We start from the raw sequence: 19,748 nt of genomic DNA on the forward strand, positions 1-19,748 counted from the left end.
GAACAGGGTATCCTTTGTGCTGTCTGTAACTGTTTTTTCCTCCGATTCAGGCCTCTATGGCGTTCAGCGGTTCATGCTCCGCCGCATAGGCCTTGGCCCAGCGGTAATCCGCCTTGCCTGCCGGGCTGCGCTTGACTTCAGTGGCCAGATACACGGCGCGCGGCAGCTTGTAGCCCGACAGATTGCTGCGGCAGATCTTTTCGAACTCCTGCAGATCGAACTCGTGGCCCTGCTGCACCTGCACCACGGCCACCACCTTGCTGCCCCAGCGTTCGTCAGGAAGGCCCACGACCACCACATCCTGAACCGGCGGGTAGCGGCGCGCGGTTTCCTCCACCTCTTCGGGGTAAACCTTCTCGCCTCCTGTGTTGATGCACTGCGAACCACGGCCCAGCACCACATATTCACCCGTGGTGTCGATGCGGGCCCTGTCCCCTGTCAACACCCAGCGGCTGCCCTCGACCATCACAAAGGTCTCGGCCGTTTTCCTGGGATCTCCGTAATAGCCCAGGGGCATGTGACCACGGCGCGAAAGAATGCCTTCCTCACCTGGCTGCGTCAGAATGCGCAGATCTTCGGAGATCACGCTGAGGTCGGGACGCGGCGCGATGCGCATAAAGCCTTCGCCCTCGGGCGTTTTCTCCCCTCCGCCCAAGACTCCGGATTCGGAGCTGGCCATGCCGTTGTTGAGCACCAGATGAGGCACCTGCACCAGCAGCCGCTCCTGCAGATGACGCGAGAACACGGCACCGCCGTTGCCGAAGATCATCAGTGACTTGAGAGGCCAGCGCCCGGGGTTGTTCTCCAGCGTCTGGATGATGGGCAAGGCCATGGCATCGCCAACCACGGCCATCACATTGATCTGGTGATGCTCGATCAGATCCAGCATGTGTACGGGATCAAAATTCTTGCGATCGTTCACATAGACCGGATGTCCGGAAAACAGGCTGATCAGGGTGGCCCACATGGCTGCGCCATGCATGAGCGGTGCCGCCGCCAGATAGGCCAGCGCCGGGCCGTTGGGCACCAGTTGCAGCAGCTCCTCCGGCCTTTCGATGGGAGGTCTGCGGAAGTAATAGCCGCCACCGCCCAAGGCCCCCATGAACAAGGATTTATGCGGCCACATCACGCCCTTGGGCAGCCCCGTGGTGCCGCCGGTACAGAGCATGAAGATATCGTCATCGCTGCGCTCGGCGTCCGTGAGTTCCCGTCCACCTTCGGCCAACACGCGCTCGTAGGATTGCACTGTCCTGGGCAGGCCATGACGCTCCTCGCCAACCCGCAGCGCCAGGCGCAAAGTGGGCACCAGGGCAATGACTTCCAGCACCGACGCATCGAAGTCCGCTCCATAGACCAGGCCGCGCAGGTCCAGGCTGTTGAACAGCCCCTGAAGCTCATCGGCCACGTAGCGGTAGTTGACGTTGACCGGCACGGCACCGATCTTGCTGCAGGCGAAAAAGGCCTCCAGATACTCGGCGCAGTTGTAGAGCTGGATGCCGACGTTGTCTCCCCGTCCTATGCCACGCGCGCGCAGCGCATTGCCCAGCTGATTGGCTCGCTCATCGAGCTGTTTGAAGCTGAGCTTCTGCCTGCCGCAGCCAAAGGCAATGCGATCCGGCACAGCTTGCACCACCAACTCAAAAATATCCGCCAGATTGAAGGTCCGTGTCATCTCTTGTCTCCGTCTGTCTTCCCGTTTTACGAATCCACTTGTCCCGCAGGTGCTGCAATGCTCGACGACGGCCTGTCCACATTCATCGTCTGCTTGAACCTGGTGCAGACCCTTGTGGTTTCGAGGGTGCATGCTCGCAGATAGGCAAGCAGCACCCAACAGCACCTACCCTTAAAAAACTTTCGCCAAGGCATTTCCCAAGACTTGGTCGAAGAAAGCACAATCTCGGTGGAAACTCTCTCCATCGTCTGTTTCCAAATCGCTTCAAGCGATCTTTTTCGCTGTCACCATCGATGCATAGGGCTTGATGGTCCAGGCATAGATCAGCAGCGCCAGCGCATAAAAGGCGAGCATGCAGACCAGCGCCCAGCGCAGCGATTCACTGCCCGCCCGAACGATGAATGCATCGCTGAGCAGACCCACCGTCAGAGGTCCCAGACCACCGCCAACTGCAGTCAGCAGCAGGTTGTAGATGGACAGAGAAGTCGCCAGACGGCTGGAGGCAATCACATTGGTCAGTGCAGCAAACACCGGCGCAGCCCAGAAACTGGAGAAGATGGAAAACAGACCGTAGTAGGCAATCGCGTGCGGAATCTGCAGGCCGGCCAGCGTCCACTGTCCCGCAGAGTCATTCAGATAGAAAGCCAGCCCCAGCGGAATCGAAATCAGCGTCCCCAGAACCGGAACGCCAATTTGCCAGCGTACATCCCTCCTTGCCATCAGATCGGTGACCCAGCCGCTGAGCAAAGCCCCGAAAATCGCCCCCGGCCCGCCGATGAATCCCATGATGGCGCCCGCGTCCTTGAGCTGAAGGCCATGGGAGCGCACCAGAAACGCGGTATTCCACATGCCGATCGCATAGCCCGAGAACGCCATCAGCATGCTGGCCAGCCCCAGGCCCACAAACGCCTTGTTGCGCACCAGGGCTGACATCACCTCGCTGAACTTCTCGGTTGCGGCCTGCACCACGACACGACCTTCCTGCGCGCCGCGCAAAGGCTCGCGGCAAGTCATGCGCAGCACCAAAGCGATCAGCACGCCGGGCACAGACAGCCACAAAAAGGCCGCACGCCAACCATGGTGCTGGGCAATCCAGGCTCCCACGCCCAGACCCACCAGCGAGCCCAGATGCGGGCCCAGGCTGAATACGCTCATGGCTCGGCTGCGCTGCTCGGGCGGGTAGACATCGGCGATCATGGTGGTCGATGCCGCCGTGCTGCCCGCCTCGCCCACAGCCACGCCCACACGAGCGGCCGTCAGGCTCCAGAAGCCCACCGCCATGCCGCAAAGACCCGTGGCAACGCTCCAGCCGGCGCAGCACCAGGCAATCAGGTTGCGGCGGTTGGTACGGTCGGCAAAGCGGCCAAAGGGGACGGCCAGAATGCTGTAAAACAGAGCAAAGGCCAGACCCGTGAGCAAGCCCATGGCACTGTCCGAAACCCCCATCTCCTGCTTGATGGGCTGAATCAGCACCCCCATGATCTGACGATCTATCATGCTCACGCCATAGACGAGCAACAGCACCAGCAGCAGATAGTGACGACGCCAGCCCGTCACATTGCTGACCGGCATCACCCTGGCCGAAGCGGCTTGCGGCACACGTGCCACAGCAGATGCACTCATTTCCTGTCTCCTGAAAAACGTGATCTCCGCCACGTGGATTGAATGGAGGCTTGTATGCCCAGTAAAAAGGACGCGGCACATTGCGATGTGCCGCGCCAAGTCACTAGGCAAGCAGTTCGCAGAAGGGCAGGTCCTTGTCCGCACGGGGCTCGGCAGCCAGCCCCAGCACGCGTTCGCCAATGCTGTTGAGCACCACCTCGTCGGTACCGCCGGCAATGCGCATGCCGGCAGAGCCGAACCACAGGCGCTCCACCATGGCAAAACGCTCGCCAAGTTCGCTGGCGGCCAGCACGCCGCGCTCGCCAAGCAAGTCGATGGCGAAGTAGCTAAAGGACTGCAGCGCGGCAGCGGCCACGTTCTTGGCACCGCTCATTTCGGGGCCGGGCTGGCGGCCCTTGCTCAGCGCCGTCAGCGCGCGGCACTGCAGCAGCCATAGCGCCTGCTCCTTCAGATAGAGGTCGGCCCAGCGCTCACGCAAGCGACCGTCCTGCAGCGCCGGCCTGCCGTCAAAGCGATGATCGGCCAGCAAGCCAGCCGTGGTGCGCCACAGCTCGGCGGGCATCACGCCGCCAATGGCCAGGCGCTCTGCCATCAAGCCTGTCAGCGTGACCTTCCAGCCACTGCCCAGCTTGCCCACCATCTGACTATCGGGCACGAACACGTCCTCGAAGAAGACTTCGTTGAACTCGGACTCGCCCCCTGCCTGGCGAATCGGGCGCACGGTAATGCCGGGCGACTTCATGTCGAGGAAGAAGGTGGTCAAGCCTTCAAACTTGCTGGCTTGGGGATTGGTACGAGTCAATACCAGACCAAACTGGGCAAACTGCGCCAGCGACGTCCAGACCTTTTGCCCGTTGACGATCCAGCCCTCACGGCCATCGGTGGCACGCTCGGCACGTGTGCGCACCATGCCCAGATCGGAGCCGGCACCCGGCTCGCTCAGCAACTGGCACCAGAGGTTTTTTCCGCCCAGTGCCGGGGCCACATGCAGGGCCAGCACTTCGGCGCTGGCGTGCGCCATCACCGATGGCAAAACCATGCCCAGGCTGACGTTGAACATGCCCGTTGGCACCTTGACCTTGCCCTCTTCCTGGCGCCAGATCAGCTCCTGCATGGGCGTGCCGCCACGGCCACCCAGCATCTTTGGCCAGGTAATCGCACCCAAACCCGCTGCAGCCTTCTTGCCCTGCCAGACCCGGGCTGCCTCCATGCGCTGCTCGGCAGTCATGTCACGACCGAAATAGTCGTCGGCACTTGCCTTGGGCACGGCATTGGCTTGCAGCCAGGCGCGGCATTCGGCGCGGAAGGCGGCTTCCTCGGGCGTGTCCTCGAAGTCCATGGACTGGCGGTCAACCGCGGCCGAGCTCTGCCCAATCGTCTCTTTCGCAGGAGAAAGCAATCGTTTTTGCAACTCGACCGCCACCTGCTCGCGCCAGGCGTGGATACTGCCCAGCTCCACGGCCTGCTGGCGCGCACGGCGGTAGAACAGATGGCAATCCAGCTCCCATGTATAGCCCATGCCGCCGTGGGTATGCAGGTTTTCCTGTGCAGCATCCGACAGCGCCTGAGTGCTGCTCACGCGCGCTGCGGCGGCTGCGCCGGGCAGCTCGGGCGCACCATCAGCCAGAGCCATGTCTGCCGTCAGCGCCCAGGCTCCGTAATAGCAATGCGCACGGGCCAGCTGGTTGTTGGTGTAGAGATTGGCCAGCTTGTGCTTGATGCCCTGATAGGACCCAATGGGCCGGCCAAAGGCCTTGCGCTCCCTGGCGTAGCTGCAGGCCATCTCCAGCGCGGCGTCGGCTGCTCCCAGCTGTTCAAAGGCCAGCATCACGGCAGCACGATTGCGCACGCGTGCCAGCACCTGGGCAGCGCTGCAGGCTCCGTCAAGCTGCTCGGCCGCCGTGCCGTCAAAGCGCAACCAGGCATAGGGCTTGGAAGGATCCAGCGTCTTGAGCTTCTTGCGCTGCACCGAGCCGTCACACCTGAAGGCCACCAGCACATCCGCCCCCGTCTCATTGCGCGCCAGCACCACACCCCATTGCGCGGCCATGCCGTCGGCCACCAGCGGACACTCCCCCTTCAAGGTCTTGCCGTCAAACAGGGGCAGACCGGATGGCGGTTCCTGCCCGTCCGTCAGCGCTGCCAGGCAACCAATGCTTCCACCCGAAACCGGCAGCAGCCATTGCCGGCGTTGCGCAGACTGCTCCTGTGTAGATAGCAGGACGGCCTGCACCGCCAGATACATGGTCGAGGCCAGAGGCACGGGACTGAGCTGGCGGCCCACTTCCTCGGCCACCACGCACATTTCCATGGCACCGAGGCCTATACCGCCACAGTCCTCCGGCAGCATCAGGCTGCTCACACCCAGCTGGGCCATGCCGCTCCATACGTCCTGGGCATGGTGACCCTCGCCCTCGAGCAAGGCACGCGCCTGCGTCAGCGGCGATTCCCTGGTCAGGAATTTTCGTATTTCGTTGCGCAATGCGTTCTGGTCGTCACTGAAATCGAAGTTCATCTTTTGTCTCCACCCATTCTTCCAAAGCTCAAACCGCGGCGGCGGCGCATGCGCCATCCGGCAGCACGGCTGCCACACTCCACCGCCTTGCAGCAGGCGGGGCCAGGCCCAGCACCAGATCCGCGCCCTTGTCGCCAATCACCACCGATGCCGCATTCGTGTTTCCCGACACCAGATGCGGCATGACCGAGGCATCGATCACGCGCAGGCCCTGCACGCCCTTGACCCGGAGGTCGGGCGTGACCACGCTTCGCGGATCGGCCGCATGGCCCATGCGGCAGCTGCCGCTGGCGTGGTGGCCCGAACCCATGTACATGGAGATCCAGTCCAGCAGTTCCTCGTCGCTTTGCAGGCCAGGTGCCGGGCGCGTCTGCGCTTCGATCAGGCCGGCCAGCGCGGGCTGCTGGGCAATCCTGCTGGCCATGCGCACTCCATGGAGCAGCGCCTTGCGGTCACGCTCGTCGTGCAGAAAGTTCATGCGAATGCTGGCCAGCTCCTCGGGCTTGCTGCTCCTGAGCCTGAGCTGGCCGCGTGAATAGGGCCGCACCTGATAGGGCGCCATCGTCATGCCGGGGAAGGCCTCGGTGCGGTAGTTCTTGCCGCCCTGCATATAGCCCTCGATATCGCCGGTCACGGGCAGGCCGTGAATCTGGATGTCGTTGTAGGGCAGGCTGGAGTCACTGCGGAACCAGGCGGCAAACTCCGAAGCCGGCATGGCCATGGCGCCCTGCCTGGTCAACAGGTACTGAATGAGCGAAGCGCCAATCCCCAGGCCGCGCAGCGAGCGGTTGAGGCTGGGCGTTCCGGCCTTCATGCGCCAGGACATGGGGACAATCGCATGGTCCTGCAGATTGGCGCCCACTGCGGGCAGATCCACCTTGACCTCGATCCCCATCTCCTGCAGGTGCGCTGCCGGGCCGATGCCCGAAAGCATCAGCAACTGGGGCGACTGCAGAGCCCCTGCACACAGCAGGACTTCCTTGCTGGCGCGAGCTGCATGGCTTGCGCCGGCCTTGTCCCTCCAGTGCACCGTGCTGGCGCGCAGCCCGTCCAGACCTATGCGGGTGACCAGCACCTGCATGCGCACATCCAGATTGCGCCGCTGCATGGCGGGCTCGATGGCGTTTTTGGCCACCGACGAGCGCTGACCATTCTTGAGATTGACCTGAAACAGCCCTGCCCCGTCGGGATGGCCGTTGTTGAAATCCTTGCATGCGGGCATGCCGGCTTGAATGGCGGCCTGTACCATGGCCAGCGATACGGGATGGGGATTGTGCAGATTGTTGGCCGTCAGCGGCCCGCCGCGCCCATGCCAGGGCCGGGTGAATTCTTGTTCGCTGCGCTGCTGGTCTTCGGTGCGCACAAAGTAGGGCAGCAACTCGTCATAGCTCCAGCCCGCCGCCCCTTGCTCAGCCCAGCTGTCGAAGTCCGCGCGATCGCCGCGCACATAAATCATGCCGTTGATGGAAGATGAGCCTCCCAGGCGCTTGCCCCGCGGCAGGCTGATGCGGCGCTTGGCTGCGTACTGCTCGGGCTCTGTTTCGTGCCCCCAGGAATAACGGGAACTGTTGATCATCTGGCCCCAGCCAGAAGGCATGGAGACCAGCAAATCCTTGTGGCTTGCGCCGCCTTCTAGCAGCAGGACCTTGTGCTGTCGGTTCTCGCTCAGCCGTGCAGCCAGTGTGCCCCCCGCCGAGCCCGCGCCTATGACGATGTAATCGAAGACTTCATCCATGGCTTGTCTCCATTGATGTATTTATCGGATGAGTGTCTGCACATGGGGCGAGCCCTGGCCCGCCCCTAGCGGCACATTTGTGCTCTTGTCAGGCTCTTGCGCTCTTGCCGTAGAAGGTCTGACCCTTGGCCGCCATATCCCGCAGCAGCTGTGGCGGGCGCAGTTGCTCGCCAAACAGATCTGCCAGGCGATCGGCCTCGGCCACGAACTGCGCCAGACCTATGCCGTCGATAAAGCAGAAGGGGCCGCCGGTATAGACGGGAAAGCCCACCCCCAGAATCGAGCCGATGTCGCCATCGGCCGGCGCCAGCAGCACGCCCTCCTCCATGGCGCGCGCTCCTTCGACGGCCTGCACATAGAGAATGCGCTGCTTGAGGTCATGCGCACTGGGCTGCGGGGCTTTCAGCGGGTAATGCTCGGCCAGGCCCGGCCAGATGCGCTTGCCGCTTTCATCGTAGTCATAGAAGCCCTTGCCCACCTTGCGGCCCAGGCGGCCCAGCTCGAACAGCTTGCCGATCACGGGCACGGACCGGCCCGGCTTGTATTCCCCGGGGAACTCCTTGGCCTGGGCTTCACCCGCATGCTTGGACAGGTCAATCGACAGCTCGTCGGTAATCGCCAGCGGCCCCACGGGCATGCCCGCATGCTTTGCACAGTTCTCTATCAATGCAGGGGCAATGCCTTCTGCCACCATGCCGATGGCGTCATCCACAAACGCGCCGATGAAGCGGCTGGTAAAAAAGCCGCGCTTGTCGTTGACGACAATGGGCGTCTTCTTGAGCTGAGCCACGAAATCCAGTGCCTGCGCCAGCGTGGCATCCGATGTCTGCTTGCCGCGAATGACTTCCACCAGCGGCATCTTGTCGGCCGGCGAGAAGAAATGCAGACCGATGAAGCGATCGGGCCTGTCGCTCGCCTGCGCCAGCAGGCTGATGGGCAGTGCCGAGGTGTTGCTGGCCAGCACGCAGCCAGGCGGCAGCACGGCGTCCAGCTTGCGGGTCACTTCAGCCTTGATGGCTCGGTCTTCAAACACGGCTTCGACCACCATATCGGCATCGCGCAGCAGCTCGTAATCGGTGCCGGGCGTGATGCGGGCGAGGATGGCATCGGCCTTCTCGCGGCTCTGGCGCCCCTTGTCCACCTGCTTGGCCAGCGTCTTCTCGGAGTACTGCTTGCCCTTGTCCGCAGCTGCCTGATCCCGGTCTATCAGCACCACCTGAATACCGCGCTGGGCGGCCACCAAGGCAATGCCCGCGCCCATCATGCCTGCGCCTATCAGACCCAGCTTGCGGCATTGGAAGGGCTCCAAGCCTGCAGGACGGTGCATGCCTTTCTCGGCCTTGGCCTTGTTGACGAAGAGGGTGCGAATCATGCCGCGCGCCACGGGACTGCGCGACAGCGTGGCCATGTACTTGCTCTCGATGCGCAGGCCCTTGTCGATGGGCAGCTGGCAACCTTCGTAGATGCAGCTTTGAATGCACAGCGGCGCTGGCATATTGTGAAAGGTCTTGGCCTGCAGCATGGTGTTGCCCACCACGAAGGCCGGAGCCACGCGCGCATCCAGCGGGCCGCCACCGGGGATGCGAAAGCCTTTCACATCCCAGGGCTGCAGCGCCGTGGGCCTGGCCAGCAGCCAGGCCTTGGCAGCACTGAGCAACTGCTCGGGAGCCACCACTTCGTCCACCAGACCGGCTTCCCTGGCCTTCACTGCCTGCAACTGCTTGCCCTCCATGAGAAAAGGCATGGCGGCCAGAATGCCGATCATGCGCGGCAGACGCTGGGTGCCGCCGGCGCCGGGCAGCAAGCCCACTTGAGCCTCGGGCAGGCCGACCATGACCGTGGGTGCATCGGCTGCAATGCGGTGGTGGCAGGCCAGGCAGATTTCATAGCCGCCTCCCAATGCCATGCCGTTGATGGCCGCCACCAGCGGCTTGCCCAGGGTCTCCAGTTTGCGCAGCAGCCTGGACAGCGATGCGCAGGAGTCGAACAGTTCCTCGATGGGCATGTCCGCCATGGCGTCGATATTGGCCTCCATGCCCATCAGGTCGGCCCCCGCGACAAAGCTGTCCTTGCCCGAGGTAATGATGCCGCCGCGCACCCGGTCGTCGCCGTGCATGCGTGCGATACAGGCCTCCAGGCTGTCCATGAAGGCCTGGTCGATCACATTCATGGTCTTGCCGGGGTAATCCAGCGTCAGCGTGGCAATGCCGTCCTCATCTACGGCGTAGCGAATGATTTCCGTTGTCATGACTTGTGCTCCCTCACTCACACGCGTTCGATGATCATGGCCGAGCCCATGCCCGCGGCCACGCACAGGCTGATCAGCGCCGTGCGCTTGCCGCTGCGCTCCAGCTCGTCCAGCACCGTGCCCAGAATCATGGCGCCGGTGGCCCCCAGCGGGTGGCCCATGGCAATCGCTCCGCCGTTGACGTTCATGCGCTCATGGGGAATGTTCAGCTCCTCCATCATGGTCAGCACCACCGTGGCAAAGGCCTCGTTGAGCTCCCACAGGTCGATGTCCGAAGCCTGCATGCGCGCCCTGGCCAAAGCCTTGCGTGCGGCATGGGCCGGGCCGTCCAGCATCAAGGTCGGCTCGGAGCCGATGCTGGCAAAGGCTCGGATGCGGGCCCTGGGCTTCATGCCCTGCCTGGCACCGGCCTCGGCCGTGCCGATCAGCACGGCAGCCGCACCGTCGACAATGCCCGAGCTGTTGCCGGCATGGTGATGATGGTGAATCTGCTCGACCTGCGGATAGCGCTGCAGCGCCACGCTGTCATAACCGTATTTCTGGCCCATCTCGGTGAAAGCGGGCTTGAGGGCGGCCAGCGAATCGGCGGTGGTCTCGGCTCGAATGGTCTCGTCCTTTTCCAGCAGCGTCATGCCCAGGAAGTCTTTGACGGGAACGACAGACTGGTCAAAGCGACCTTCCGTCCAGGCCTTGGCCGCGCGGCGGTGGCTTTCGGCCGAGTACTCGTCCAGATCACGGCGGCTGTGGCCGCGCAGCGATGCCAGCAAGTCTGCCGAAATGCCCTGCATCACGAAATAGGTCTTGCTGGCCAGCTGCGGGTCCTGCGCCCAGGCGCCGCCATCGGAGCCCATGGGTACGCGGGACATCATCTCCACACCGGCGCCAATCGTCATATCGGCCTGGCCGGCCATCACCTTGGCCGCGGCAAAGCTCACCGCCTCCAGGCCCGAGCCGCAGTAGCGATTGAGCTGCACGCCGGCCACGCTCTGCGCATAGTCGGCCTGCAGCACCGCCATGCGGCCCACATTGCCACCCTGCTCGCCCACGGGCACCACGCAGCCCATGACCACGTCGTCCACCACCGCCGTATCGAGCCGATTGCGCTCACGCAGCGCCACCAGCGGCTGCGCGGCCAGCCAGACCGGCGTCACCTCATGCAGTGCTCCATCCGGCTTGCCCTTGCCTCGGGGGGTTCGGACATGGTCGAAGATCAATGCCTCCATCTGCTTTCCTCACATCACCAGGTTGTTATCGAGTTCTTATTCAGATTGCCATACGGCTTTTGCCCAAACCTACCTGATTCGGACTAGGGGCAGACTATGAGAAGAACCGGTCGAAACCGAACTTTCCGGCACATGGCTTTCGGTTCAGAACGGGAAAGCAGTTGATGCCGCCGGAATGTCCGTCGCCAGGGCTTGGCAGTCTCCCGTTCGACAGTTCTTCAGTCTCTTGAGTGACAAAAAAGCCTCCCGGCTTGAACCACCGGAAGGCTGTTGAGGACGGCTGCTGAACTCAGGCCACCAGACCACCGCCGTTGACCGGCAGCACCTGGCCATTGACCCACTCAGCCTCGGTCGATGCGAGATAGCTCACGGCCGCACCCACATCCTGGGGCGATCCGGCCCGGCCCACGGACGTGCCCTTTCTGGCAATCTTCTCCGAGCCTTCCCAATTGTTCATGGTGCCCAGCGACAGAGCGTTGGCCGTCACCCCGTGCGGGCCCACTTCGCCCGAGAGATTGCGAATGAAGCCAATCGCTGCCGCCTTGGCCGCACCATAGGCACACAGCCCCATGCCCGTGGCCGTGCGCGCCGCGTCGGAGTTGATGGCCACAATGCGCCCCCAGCCCTGCTCCTGCATGGCGGGCAGCAGAGCCTGGCAGGCATGCATCAACCCATGCAGATTGAGCTGCAGCCAGGCGCTCCATTCGGACTCGGGCGACTGCAGAAACGGCGTGTAGCCCCAGCCCTGGGCCGGGATGCCGGCGTTGTGCACAAAGATATCGACCACGCCGACCTCGGCCTGGATGCGCTCGACCATGGCAAAGATGGCGGCGCGATCCGTCAGGTCCGCCGCCTGGGCCGATGCCTTCAATCCCGCTTCGCACAATTGACGTGCCGCACTCTCGGCACGGTCCTGATGAAAGTCGTTCACCACCACATGTGCGCCCTGCGCAGCCAGCGCCTGCGCGATGCCGAACCCCATGCCGCGCCCGGCACCGCTGACCAGCGCCACTTTCCCATCCAGCCTGAACATGTATTGCTCCCCTTTTTTATGGAATGTCCAGTGTTGGCCTGGCTTTCACCCTGGACATACTCCAAACGGACGGGTCCAAAACCGGCAGGATCAACAAGATAGAAAAGTCGCAGACAAAAACAGGAGACCGACTTGAGTACAGAACACCCTTTCCAAGGCCAGAGCCCAGGGCCTTTGAGCGGAATGCGCGTCATCGAATTTGCAGGCATCGGCCCTGCCCCCTTTGCCGGCATGATGCTGGCCGATATGGGTGCCGAAGTGATTCTCATCGAGCGCAGCGCAGACCATGCTGCGGCATCCCGCTACCCGCGCATGGCGCAGAACCGGGGCAAGAAGTCCATCGCACTGGACCTCAAGTCCGAGGGCGGACGCGCCGCCGCCTGGAAGCTGATCGAGTCTGCCGACGCGCTCATCGAGGGCTTCAGACCCGGCGTGATGGAGCGCCTGGGCTTCAGCCCCGAGGAAGTCGCCCGCCGCGCGCCCCGCCTGGTCTTTGGCCGCGTCACCGGCTGGGGCCAGACCGGCCCCCTGTCCCAGGCCGCAGGCCATGACATCAACTATGTGGCGCTGACGGGCGTGATGTCCACCTCCATGCGCCCCGGCCAGGCGCCCGTGCTGCCGCCCACCATCGTGGGCGATATGGCGGGCGGTGCCATGTTCTTGCTGTTCGGAATCATGTGCGCCATGCACGAGGCACGTCAATCCGGCAGGGGTCAGGTGGTGGACGCTGCCATGATCGACGGAGTGAGCGCCATGAGTGGCCTGATGCACCAGATGCGCAGCGGCATGGGCTACTGGAAGGACGATCCCGCGCAGAATCACTTTCTCAACACTTCACCCTTCTATGAAGTGTTCGAGTGCGCAGATGGCAAGCACATCACCCTGGGCGCCATCGAGCCGCAGTTCTATGCCCTGCAGCTGCAGAAGCTGGGCCTGACCGATGTGGACCCCAGGCGCCAGTACCAGAGCTCCGACTGGCCCGAAGTCAAGGCCCGCGTGGCCGAAATCGTGCGCAGGAAGACGCAGGCACAGTGGAGCGAAGAGCTCGAAGGCAGCGATGTCTGCTTTGCCCCGGTGCTGAGCCTGGCCGAGGCACCCGCTCATCCGCACAACGCCCAGCGCAATCTGTTCGTCGATCTGGAAGTGGACGGCAATATCCAGCGCCAGCCCTCGCCGGCCCCACGCTTTTCACGCACCCCTGCGCGCAGCCCCACACCGGGAACCAGAATCGGCCAGGACACCGATGCCGTGCTCGCGTCCCTGGGCTATGCCCAGGCCGATATAGCGGCGCTGCGCGAGAGCAAGGCCTGTGCCTGAGCAGCCGGCGAGGCGACCAAGCAGTTCACTGGATGGAAGCTACTTAAAATATAGCTACTATCGATTTATATGACTAGATTTCAGATATTTTTCACATTGAAATTCATGTATATCAGGCGATAGCAGCTATCACTATTAAAGCAACTTGCTTTGCCGGGTGGACGCTGCCATGCAGGCCAAGCCCCAAGTCACCAGAGCGGCTGCGGCGCTATGCCGCAGACGAGCTGGATAGAACGACCTTGTTGCGCCCGGTCATCTTGGCGCCGTACAGCGCCTTGTCGGCCGAACGCAGGACTTCCTGCACGTCCAGATCCTTGCCCGGCACCCAGGCCGCACAACCGATGCTGACCGTGATGCAGCCGAATTCGCTTCCGGTGTGCGCAATCGCAAGCTCGGAGACTGCCTCCCGGATGTTCTCGGCAATCAGCGCGCCTCCATCCAGGGTCGTGTCCGGCAGCACCACGATGAATTCCTCCCCCCCATAGCGGGCCGCACTGTCCTCGGGGCGCCGGATATTGCTGGCAATACATCTGGCCACGGTCGCCAGAACCATATCCCCGGCCTGATGTCCGTAGGTGTCGTTGTAGGCCTTGAACCAGTCGATATCCACGAACAGCAGCGAGAAGGCGCTGTGACTTCTTTTGGCCCTGTGCCACTCGTGCTCGATGATCTCGTCGAGCTTGCGGCGGTTGTTCAGGCCGGTCAGTCCATCGGTACGCGCCAGCAGCGCCAGTTCGGACTCTGCGCGCATGCGGCGCTTGAGCTGCACTCCGAACGCGAAGGACAGGCCGATGAACGCCATCGTGAGCGTTCCCATGACGGAGGCAATCAGCAAGGCGCGCTGGCGCCAGACTGCGTAGATATCGGAATGCGCTTTCGCCACCATGATGATGAATGGCAAGCTCGGAAGATTCTTGAAGTAGTACGCGCGCTGGGCGCCATCCAGGTACGACGTATCCGAAAAGCTGCCTTCGGGTGCCGACATGAACTGCTGGAACGTGCTTGCATTGCGGATATTGCGCCCGATGACCTTGGCATCGAAGGGCTGACGCATCATCATGGCGCCATCTTTTCTGATCAGGGCCAGCGATCCATGCTTGCCCAGCGAAAGCGCGGAGAACAGCTTCTGAAAGTACTCCAGCTGAACATCTATCAGCACAATGCCGGCGAAAGAGCCGTCCGCATGGGAAATCCGACGACTCAGAGGAATGCTCAGGGAGCCGCCATGCAGCGTGGATGAGTAAGGGTCGCCCACGTAGAGCCCGATGCTTGGGCTTTCTTTGTGCACCTTGAAAAAGTCATGATCCGAGTAATGCTCATTCACCGAATCCGCCCCCCCTGCATTGAGGGCAATTTTTCCGTCTGCGTCAAGAACCAGGATGGATCCCAGATAGGTCGCGGTCGCGGCCTTGTCGAACAAGGCCGCATTACGCAAATGCGGCGAGGCAGCCATCACTTCGGAATCGTTGAGTCCATCGACCACGGCTTGCAACGACAGTGCATAGAGCTCGAAGTTCCGAACCACGTCATTTTCAGCAAGAAGGGCAACATTGCGCGATGTTTCTATCGCATGCTCCATCGTATCCAGCCGGCTCTGATAGAGGACGACGGTACAGATCACTGTCATCGACAGCGCAATAACCCCTCCCACCAAGAGCATTGCATAGGGCGCACTAGAAACGAAGTTGAAGTGATCAAAAGCAGGCTTGCGAAATAGTTTCATGTCGTTGCTGTATTTGAGCGAGCCGGTCACATTTCTTCTGTTGAGCCATGCAAGTGCTTTCTTCCGTAGGAACACCGGATACTCACCCCCGCGCCCGTCATTCTGCCTTGGTTTCTCTAGCGAGGGGCGGGGGTATCTTGCTCTGGCAGGCATTCGCACCTCGACCGCCAGCTTGCTTTCAAACGATTGAACTGGCGTGGATGGAATCTATGAGAAGCAAGCCTGGGAGACCACATGACCATGCTGCACGGACAAGCTGTGCGCAAGCAAACTCCAGAGCCTGGAGATTTCGCCAGGGAATGCATGGAGCACATTCGCTGGGCTTGCCTGCAACCGTACAGTCATTTCTGCATAGGCGCCATTTCGGCCCGGTCTGGCCTTCAATGAGTCGAGGCTGCTCTACACCCGATCACAAGCGGCCTGAATCCGGGCCTCCCATCGACATGCTGCGCGAGGAATTTTCCACGGTCCGGGTTGAAAGCAGACTGCCCGGCTCTGCTCCATATACAAAAAAACGGGCCGAAGCCCGCTTTTTATTTCCACCAACCGTCGTCACTTGTTCCCCAGCCAGGCCACGCTGTTGAGGAAGATGCGCACCAGCTCGGTCTGGCGGCGCACCCCCGTCTTGGAGAAGATGGAGCGCAGATGGGCTCGCGCCGTGTTGCGGCGGATGTTGAGCGCTTCGGCGGCCTCTTCAAGCGACAGGCCATTGGCCAGTTGAATGGCCAGCGAAGTCTCGGCCGGCGTCAGCTGGAACAGCTGCTGAGCCAGCTTCACGGGAGGGTCGGCCTTGCCGCCGGTGTCGCGTACAAAGACGGCGACACTGGGGCGCTGCTTGCCCTCGGTCCACTCGTCGGGAGAAATGCTTTGCACCACCACGCCCCAGTTGAGCTGGCCGGACTGCCGGCTGACCGACATGCCTTCGGTCATGGACAGGCGCGAGACCTGTGTATGCATGAGCGCATCCTTGATCAGGCGCTGCAGCTTGCGGTTGTCATTGGCGTAGTTGGCCTCCAGCATGCCGCCGGAGATCTTGAGACCGTCCTGCATGTCCAGAATGCTGGCCGCGGCGGGATTGCACTCCAGCACATTGCCGTTCTGATCGAGGATGACCACCCCCACCATCAGCTGGGCCGTGGCCTTGCTGTAGAGGGAGATGACCTGACGGTCCTGGTTCACCGACAGATGCAGGTTCAGCGCGCGCTTGATATGCGGCAGCATCATGGAGCCAAAGGCACGCTCCTGCTTGTTGAAAGCCGGGGCACCTTCGGGCCGCGTGATGCGCAGACCGTAGACGCAGCTGTCCTTGGTGACGATGTCGGCTGCCATCACGTGGAACACCTGCAGCTGCTTGCACCAGTCGTTGTAGTAGCTTGAAGCGCGCCACTCGGACTCGGGCATCACATCCCCCACGGTCACGATACGATCGGTAGGCATGCTGCGAAACGGGCTCATGCTGATCTTGGGGCAGTTCGGCATCAGATCGCGGCGGTCGCCTGCGGCCGAGACGATCAGCCCCACATCATCGGCGGAGCCTGGGCGCACTATGAGCGAGGCGTAATTGCCTCCCAGTTGCAGACGCAGAGTCTCCAGAAAAGGCTTCCAGCCTTCCGGGTCCATGGCAGCTTCATAGAGCTGACTGATCAGCGCACTGAACTGCTCGGCGCTCACGAAGGGCGCATCGGCCGATGCGCGCACGGGGGCCGGGGTGTCGAATATGGGCACATCCTTGATCACGCAAGCGATGGAACTTGGCGTGTAGGTGGAAAAACCCATCTTGGCGAAAGCGCTGTCCATCATGTTCAACTCCTTGGTTGAAGGTTGGTTGCAGACAGATCAGATCAATTCAGCTCAAACAGGCCGGCAGCGCCCATGCCGCCGCCAATACACATGCTCACCACCACAAAACGCACGCCGCGGCGACGCCCCTCCAGCAGGGCGTGACCAACCAGACGTGCGCCCGACATGCCGAAGGGGTGGCCGATGGAGATCGCGCCGCCGTTGACGTTCAGGCGCTCATCGGGAATGCCCAGTTTGTCGCGGCTGTAGATCACCTGGCAGGCAAATGCCTCGTTGATTTCCCACAGGCCGATGTCGCCAACCGTCAGCCCATGCTGCTTGAGCAGCTTGGGGATGGCATAGACGGGGCCGATCCCCATTTCATCGGCACGGCAACCTGCCACGGCCACGCCGCGATAGATGCCCAGAGGCGCGAGGCCGCGACTGCGGGCTTCGTCGGCACTCATCACCACACAGGCGCTGGCACCGTCGGACAGCTGGGATGCATTGCCGGCCGTGATGAACTGGCCTTGCTCCACCCACTGGCCGTTCTTCCATACAGGCTTGAGCTTGGCCAGACTCTCAAGCGTGGTGTCGGCACGGTTGCCCTCGTCGCGGGTCAGCGTGACTTCCTCGCTGCCGGTGACATTGCCTTCCTTGTCAAACAGCTGCTTGACCGTGGTCAGCGGCACGATTTCATCGTCGAACAGGCCACGAGCCTGTGCGGCGGCCACGCGCTGCTGGCTGCGCAGCGAGTACTCGTCCTGGGCTTCACGACTGATGCCGTAACGCTGGCTGACCAGCTCGGCCGTCTCTATCATCTGGATGTAGGCTGTGGGCTCTGCGGCCAGCACAGCCTTCGATTGGGCGCGGTACGAGTTCTTGTACTTGTTCTGAACCAGGGAAATGGACTCCAGGCCGCCGGCCACAGCGATATTCATCTCGCCGGTCATGACACCCTTGGCAGCCGTGGCAATGCTCATCAGGCCCGATGCGCACATGCGATCGATCACCATTCCGCCCACGGATTCCGGCAGGCCGGCGGTATAGCCGCACAGACGCCCCAGGTTGTAGCCCTGCGTGCCCTGCTGCGCGGCAATGCCCAAAATGACATCATCCACATCCGCACCAGCCACGTTCGCCTTGTTGAGCGCCGCGCGAATGACGTGTCCGCCCAGCACCGGAGCTTCGGTGTCGTTGAAGGCACCACGGTAAGCCTTGCCTATGGGGGTACGTGCCGTCGAAACGATGACTGCGTCTTTCATGTCTTTGTCTCCTAACTTTCTTTTCGTCGCGCCCTGGGCAGCTTTTGCTGCCGTATCGAGGTCGGCCACTCTGTCGGCAGCTCATCCCTCTTCACAAAAAATGCAACCTCCCGCCGAAGCAGGCGCTTGCACACACTCAATTTTCCCGGATAAAGAACAGCCTGCTGATGGTTTCAACCACACAGCCGGGTTTATCCTGATTCCTGACCTGTACGGTGATTCGGATCGTGACCTGTACGCCGTCTTCTCCGATAGGCGTCGCCGCCACCACCTCGCCGCTGCCACGCACGAAGCTGTTCACCAGCACCGGAGCCGGAAAACGCACCTTCTCGCAACCATAGTTGACGCCCATCTTCAGCCCCTGATAGCTGACCAGCTGAGGCAAAAACAGATTGGCCAGAGACAGCGTCAGATATCCATGGGCCACGCAGGCGCCGAACGGGCCGTTCCTGGCCTGCTCGGGGTCCACATGAATCCATTGGTGATCGCCCGTGGCATTGGCAAACTGATTGATGCGCTCCTGCGTGATCTGCACCCATTCGGTCTCGCCCAGTTGACGCCCCACCGATGCCTGCACCGAGGCTGCCGAGTCAAACAGCATCTTGTCTGCGACTGCATTCATGCTCAGGCCCTCTGCGAGCTGACGGACACCACTTCCCCCGTCATGTACGAGGAGTAGTCGCTGGCCAGGAAGATCATCACATTGGCTACTTCCCAGGGCTCGGCACCCCGACCAAAGGCTTCCTTCTCGGACAGCTTGGCCAGCAGCTCTTCAGAGGCAGACTTCTTGAGGAAGGCGTGAATGGCGATGGAAGGCGCCACGGCGTTGATGCGGATGCCGAATTCGGCCGCTTCCAGCGCCGAACAGCGTGTGAGGGCCATCACGCCCGCCTTGGCGGCCGCGTAGTGAGCCTGCTCGGTCTGGGCGCGCCAGCCCAGCACCGAGGCGTTGTTGACGATCACACCCTTGCCGCGTGGCTGCATCAGCTTGAGCGCTGCGCGCGTCATGCGGAAGGTGCCGGTCAGCGTGATGTCGATGACCTTGCTCCACTCGTCATCGCCCATGTCGACGACCTTGCAACTGGTGCCCAGACCCGCGTTATTGATCAGCACATCGATACCGCCCATGGCGCTGTCGGCTTCGGAGATCAGCGCCTGCACCTGTTCTTCCTTGCTCACGTCGCAGAGCTTGCCAAAGACCTGGGACAAACCCGTATCTTTTTTGATCTGCTCCACGGCTTCGGCCAGCCGACGCTCATGCACGTCGGAGACGAACAAGGCCTTGCAGCCCTCCTCTGCTGCTCGTTTTGCAGCTGAAAAGCCGATACCGGCGCCAGCAGCAGCGGTAACGAGCACAGTTTTGTCTTTGAGCAGGCCGTGGGGAGCAACGTAAGAGGGAGCGCTAGTCATTTGTCATTCAAAAGTAGTTGCCTCGATCTTCCGATCGCCGCTGCGCTGCAGCATCGTCACTTTGGACGATAGGTCATTCCCTAATGTCGCCGGGAGGACATTTCAAAGGAGAAAATGCTGCAAACCACCAGGGAGAACCCGCGGTTCACAGCATCTTCTTTGGAGCCACTCAGCGTATTCACCTACTCCAATGACCAAGGAGCAG

The 19,748-nt window shown here is 62.1% G+C and carries 13 protein-coding genes; 1 reads left to right on the forward strand and 12 read right to left on the reverse strand.

Annotated elements, in window-relative coordinates; all coding sequences use genetic code 11:
- Positions 1-46 precede the first annotated feature (46 nt).
- The 7 genes from JAO85_RS14350 to JAO85_RS14380 all read right to left on the reverse strand — a co-directional run bounded on the left by JAO85_RS14350 (position 47) and on the right by JAO85_RS14380 (position 12,049).
- Entirely contained in the window at positions 47-1,672 is a 1,626-nt protein-coding gene (locus JAO85_RS14350; protein WP_202788351.1) for an AMP-binding protein, read from the reverse strand.
- A 264-nt stretch (positions 1,673-1,936) separates the two neighbouring features.
- Positions 1,937-3,295: an MFS transporter gene (locus JAO85_RS14355; RefSeq protein ID WP_012837493.1), complete on the reverse strand. Its 1,359-nt coding sequence runs from the start codon at positions 3,293-3,295 to the stop codon at positions 1,937-1,939.
- A gap of 103 nt (positions 3,296-3,398) precedes the next feature.
- Positions 3,399-5,810 (reverse strand): acyl-CoA dehydrogenase, encoded by a 2,412-nt coding sequence (locus JAO85_RS14360; protein ID WP_202788352.1) that lies wholly within the window; start codon positions 5,808-5,810, stop codon positions 3,399-3,401.
- A gap of 28 nt (positions 5,811-5,838) precedes the next feature.
- Positions 5,839-7,545 (reverse strand): GMC family oxidoreductase, encoded by a 1,707-nt coding sequence (locus JAO85_RS14365; RefSeq protein WP_202788353.1) that lies wholly within the window; start codon positions 7,543-7,545, stop codon positions 5,839-5,841.
- A gap of 88 nt (positions 7,546-7,633) precedes the next feature.
- A complete protein-coding gene (locus JAO85_RS14370) occupies positions 7,634-9,793 on the reverse strand; it encodes a 3-hydroxyacyl-CoA dehydrogenase NAD-binding domain-containing protein (protein WP_202788355.1) in 2,160 nt (719 codons plus the stop codon).
- Between the two features lie 17 nt (positions 9,794-9,810).
- On the reverse strand, positions 9,811-11,016 hold the full coding sequence (locus JAO85_RS14375; RefSeq protein WP_039049242.1) for an acetyl-CoA C-acetyltransferase: 1,206 nt from the start codon (positions 11,014-11,016) through the stop codon (positions 9,811-9,813).
- Positions 11,017-11,305: 289 nt separating this feature from the next.
- The gene (locus tag JAO85_RS14380) at positions 11,306-12,049 is read right to left on the reverse strand and encodes an SDR family NAD(P)-dependent oxidoreductase (RefSeq protein WP_202788357.1); all 744 of its coding nucleotides are present in this window, start codon (positions 12,047-12,049) and stop codon (positions 11,306-11,308) included.
- Positions 12,050-12,232: 183 nt separating this feature from the next.
- Between JAO85_RS14380 and JAO85_RS14385 the strand changes: the two genes are divergently transcribed.
- A complete protein-coding gene (locus JAO85_RS14385; protein WP_202788386.1) occupies positions 12,233-13,366 on the forward strand; it encodes a CaiB/BaiF CoA-transferase family protein in 1,134 nt (377 codons plus the stop codon).
- Positions 13,367-13,574: 208 nt separating this feature from the next.
- Here the strand turns inward: JAO85_RS14385 and JAO85_RS14390 are convergent, their stop codons facing one another.
- The 5 genes from JAO85_RS14390 to JAO85_RS14410 all read right to left on the reverse strand — a co-directional run bounded on the left by JAO85_RS14390 (position 13,575) and on the right by JAO85_RS14410 (position 19,543).
- The gene (locus JAO85_RS14390; protein WP_172415355.1) at positions 13,575-15,026 is read right to left on the reverse strand and encodes a sensor domain-containing diguanylate cyclase; all 1,452 of its coding nucleotides are present in this window, start codon (positions 15,024-15,026) and stop codon (positions 13,575-13,577) included.
- A 615-nt stretch (positions 15,027-15,641) separates the two neighbouring features.
- Positions 15,642-16,889, reverse strand: coding sequence for a LuxR C-terminal-related transcriptional regulator (locus JAO85_RS14395; RefSeq protein WP_012837485.1), 1,248 nt, complete (start codon positions 16,887-16,889; stop codon positions 15,642-15,644).
- A 41-nt stretch (positions 16,890-16,930) separates the two neighbouring features.
- A complete protein-coding gene (locus tag JAO85_RS14400) occupies positions 16,931-18,133 on the reverse strand; it encodes an acetyl-CoA C-acyltransferase (protein ID WP_053282976.1) in 1,203 nt (400 codons plus the stop codon).
- A gap of 136 nt (positions 18,134-18,269) precedes the next feature.
- Complete coding sequence (locus tag JAO85_RS14405; RefSeq protein ID WP_202788358.1) at positions 18,270-18,755, reverse strand: MaoC family dehydratase; 486 nt, start codon at positions 18,753-18,755, stop codon at positions 18,270-18,272.
- A 2-nt stretch (positions 18,756-18,757) separates the two neighbouring features.
- A complete protein-coding gene (locus tag JAO85_RS14410; RefSeq protein WP_202788360.1) occupies positions 18,758-19,543 on the reverse strand; it encodes an SDR family oxidoreductase in 786 nt (261 codons plus the stop codon).
- Positions 19,544-19,748: the final 205 nt, after the last annotated feature.

It is taken from the genome of Comamonas sp. NyZ500 (assembly GCF_016772095.1).
GTDB lineage: Bacteria > Pseudomonadota > Gammaproteobacteria > Burkholderiales > Burkholderiaceae_C > Comamonas > Comamonas thiooxydans.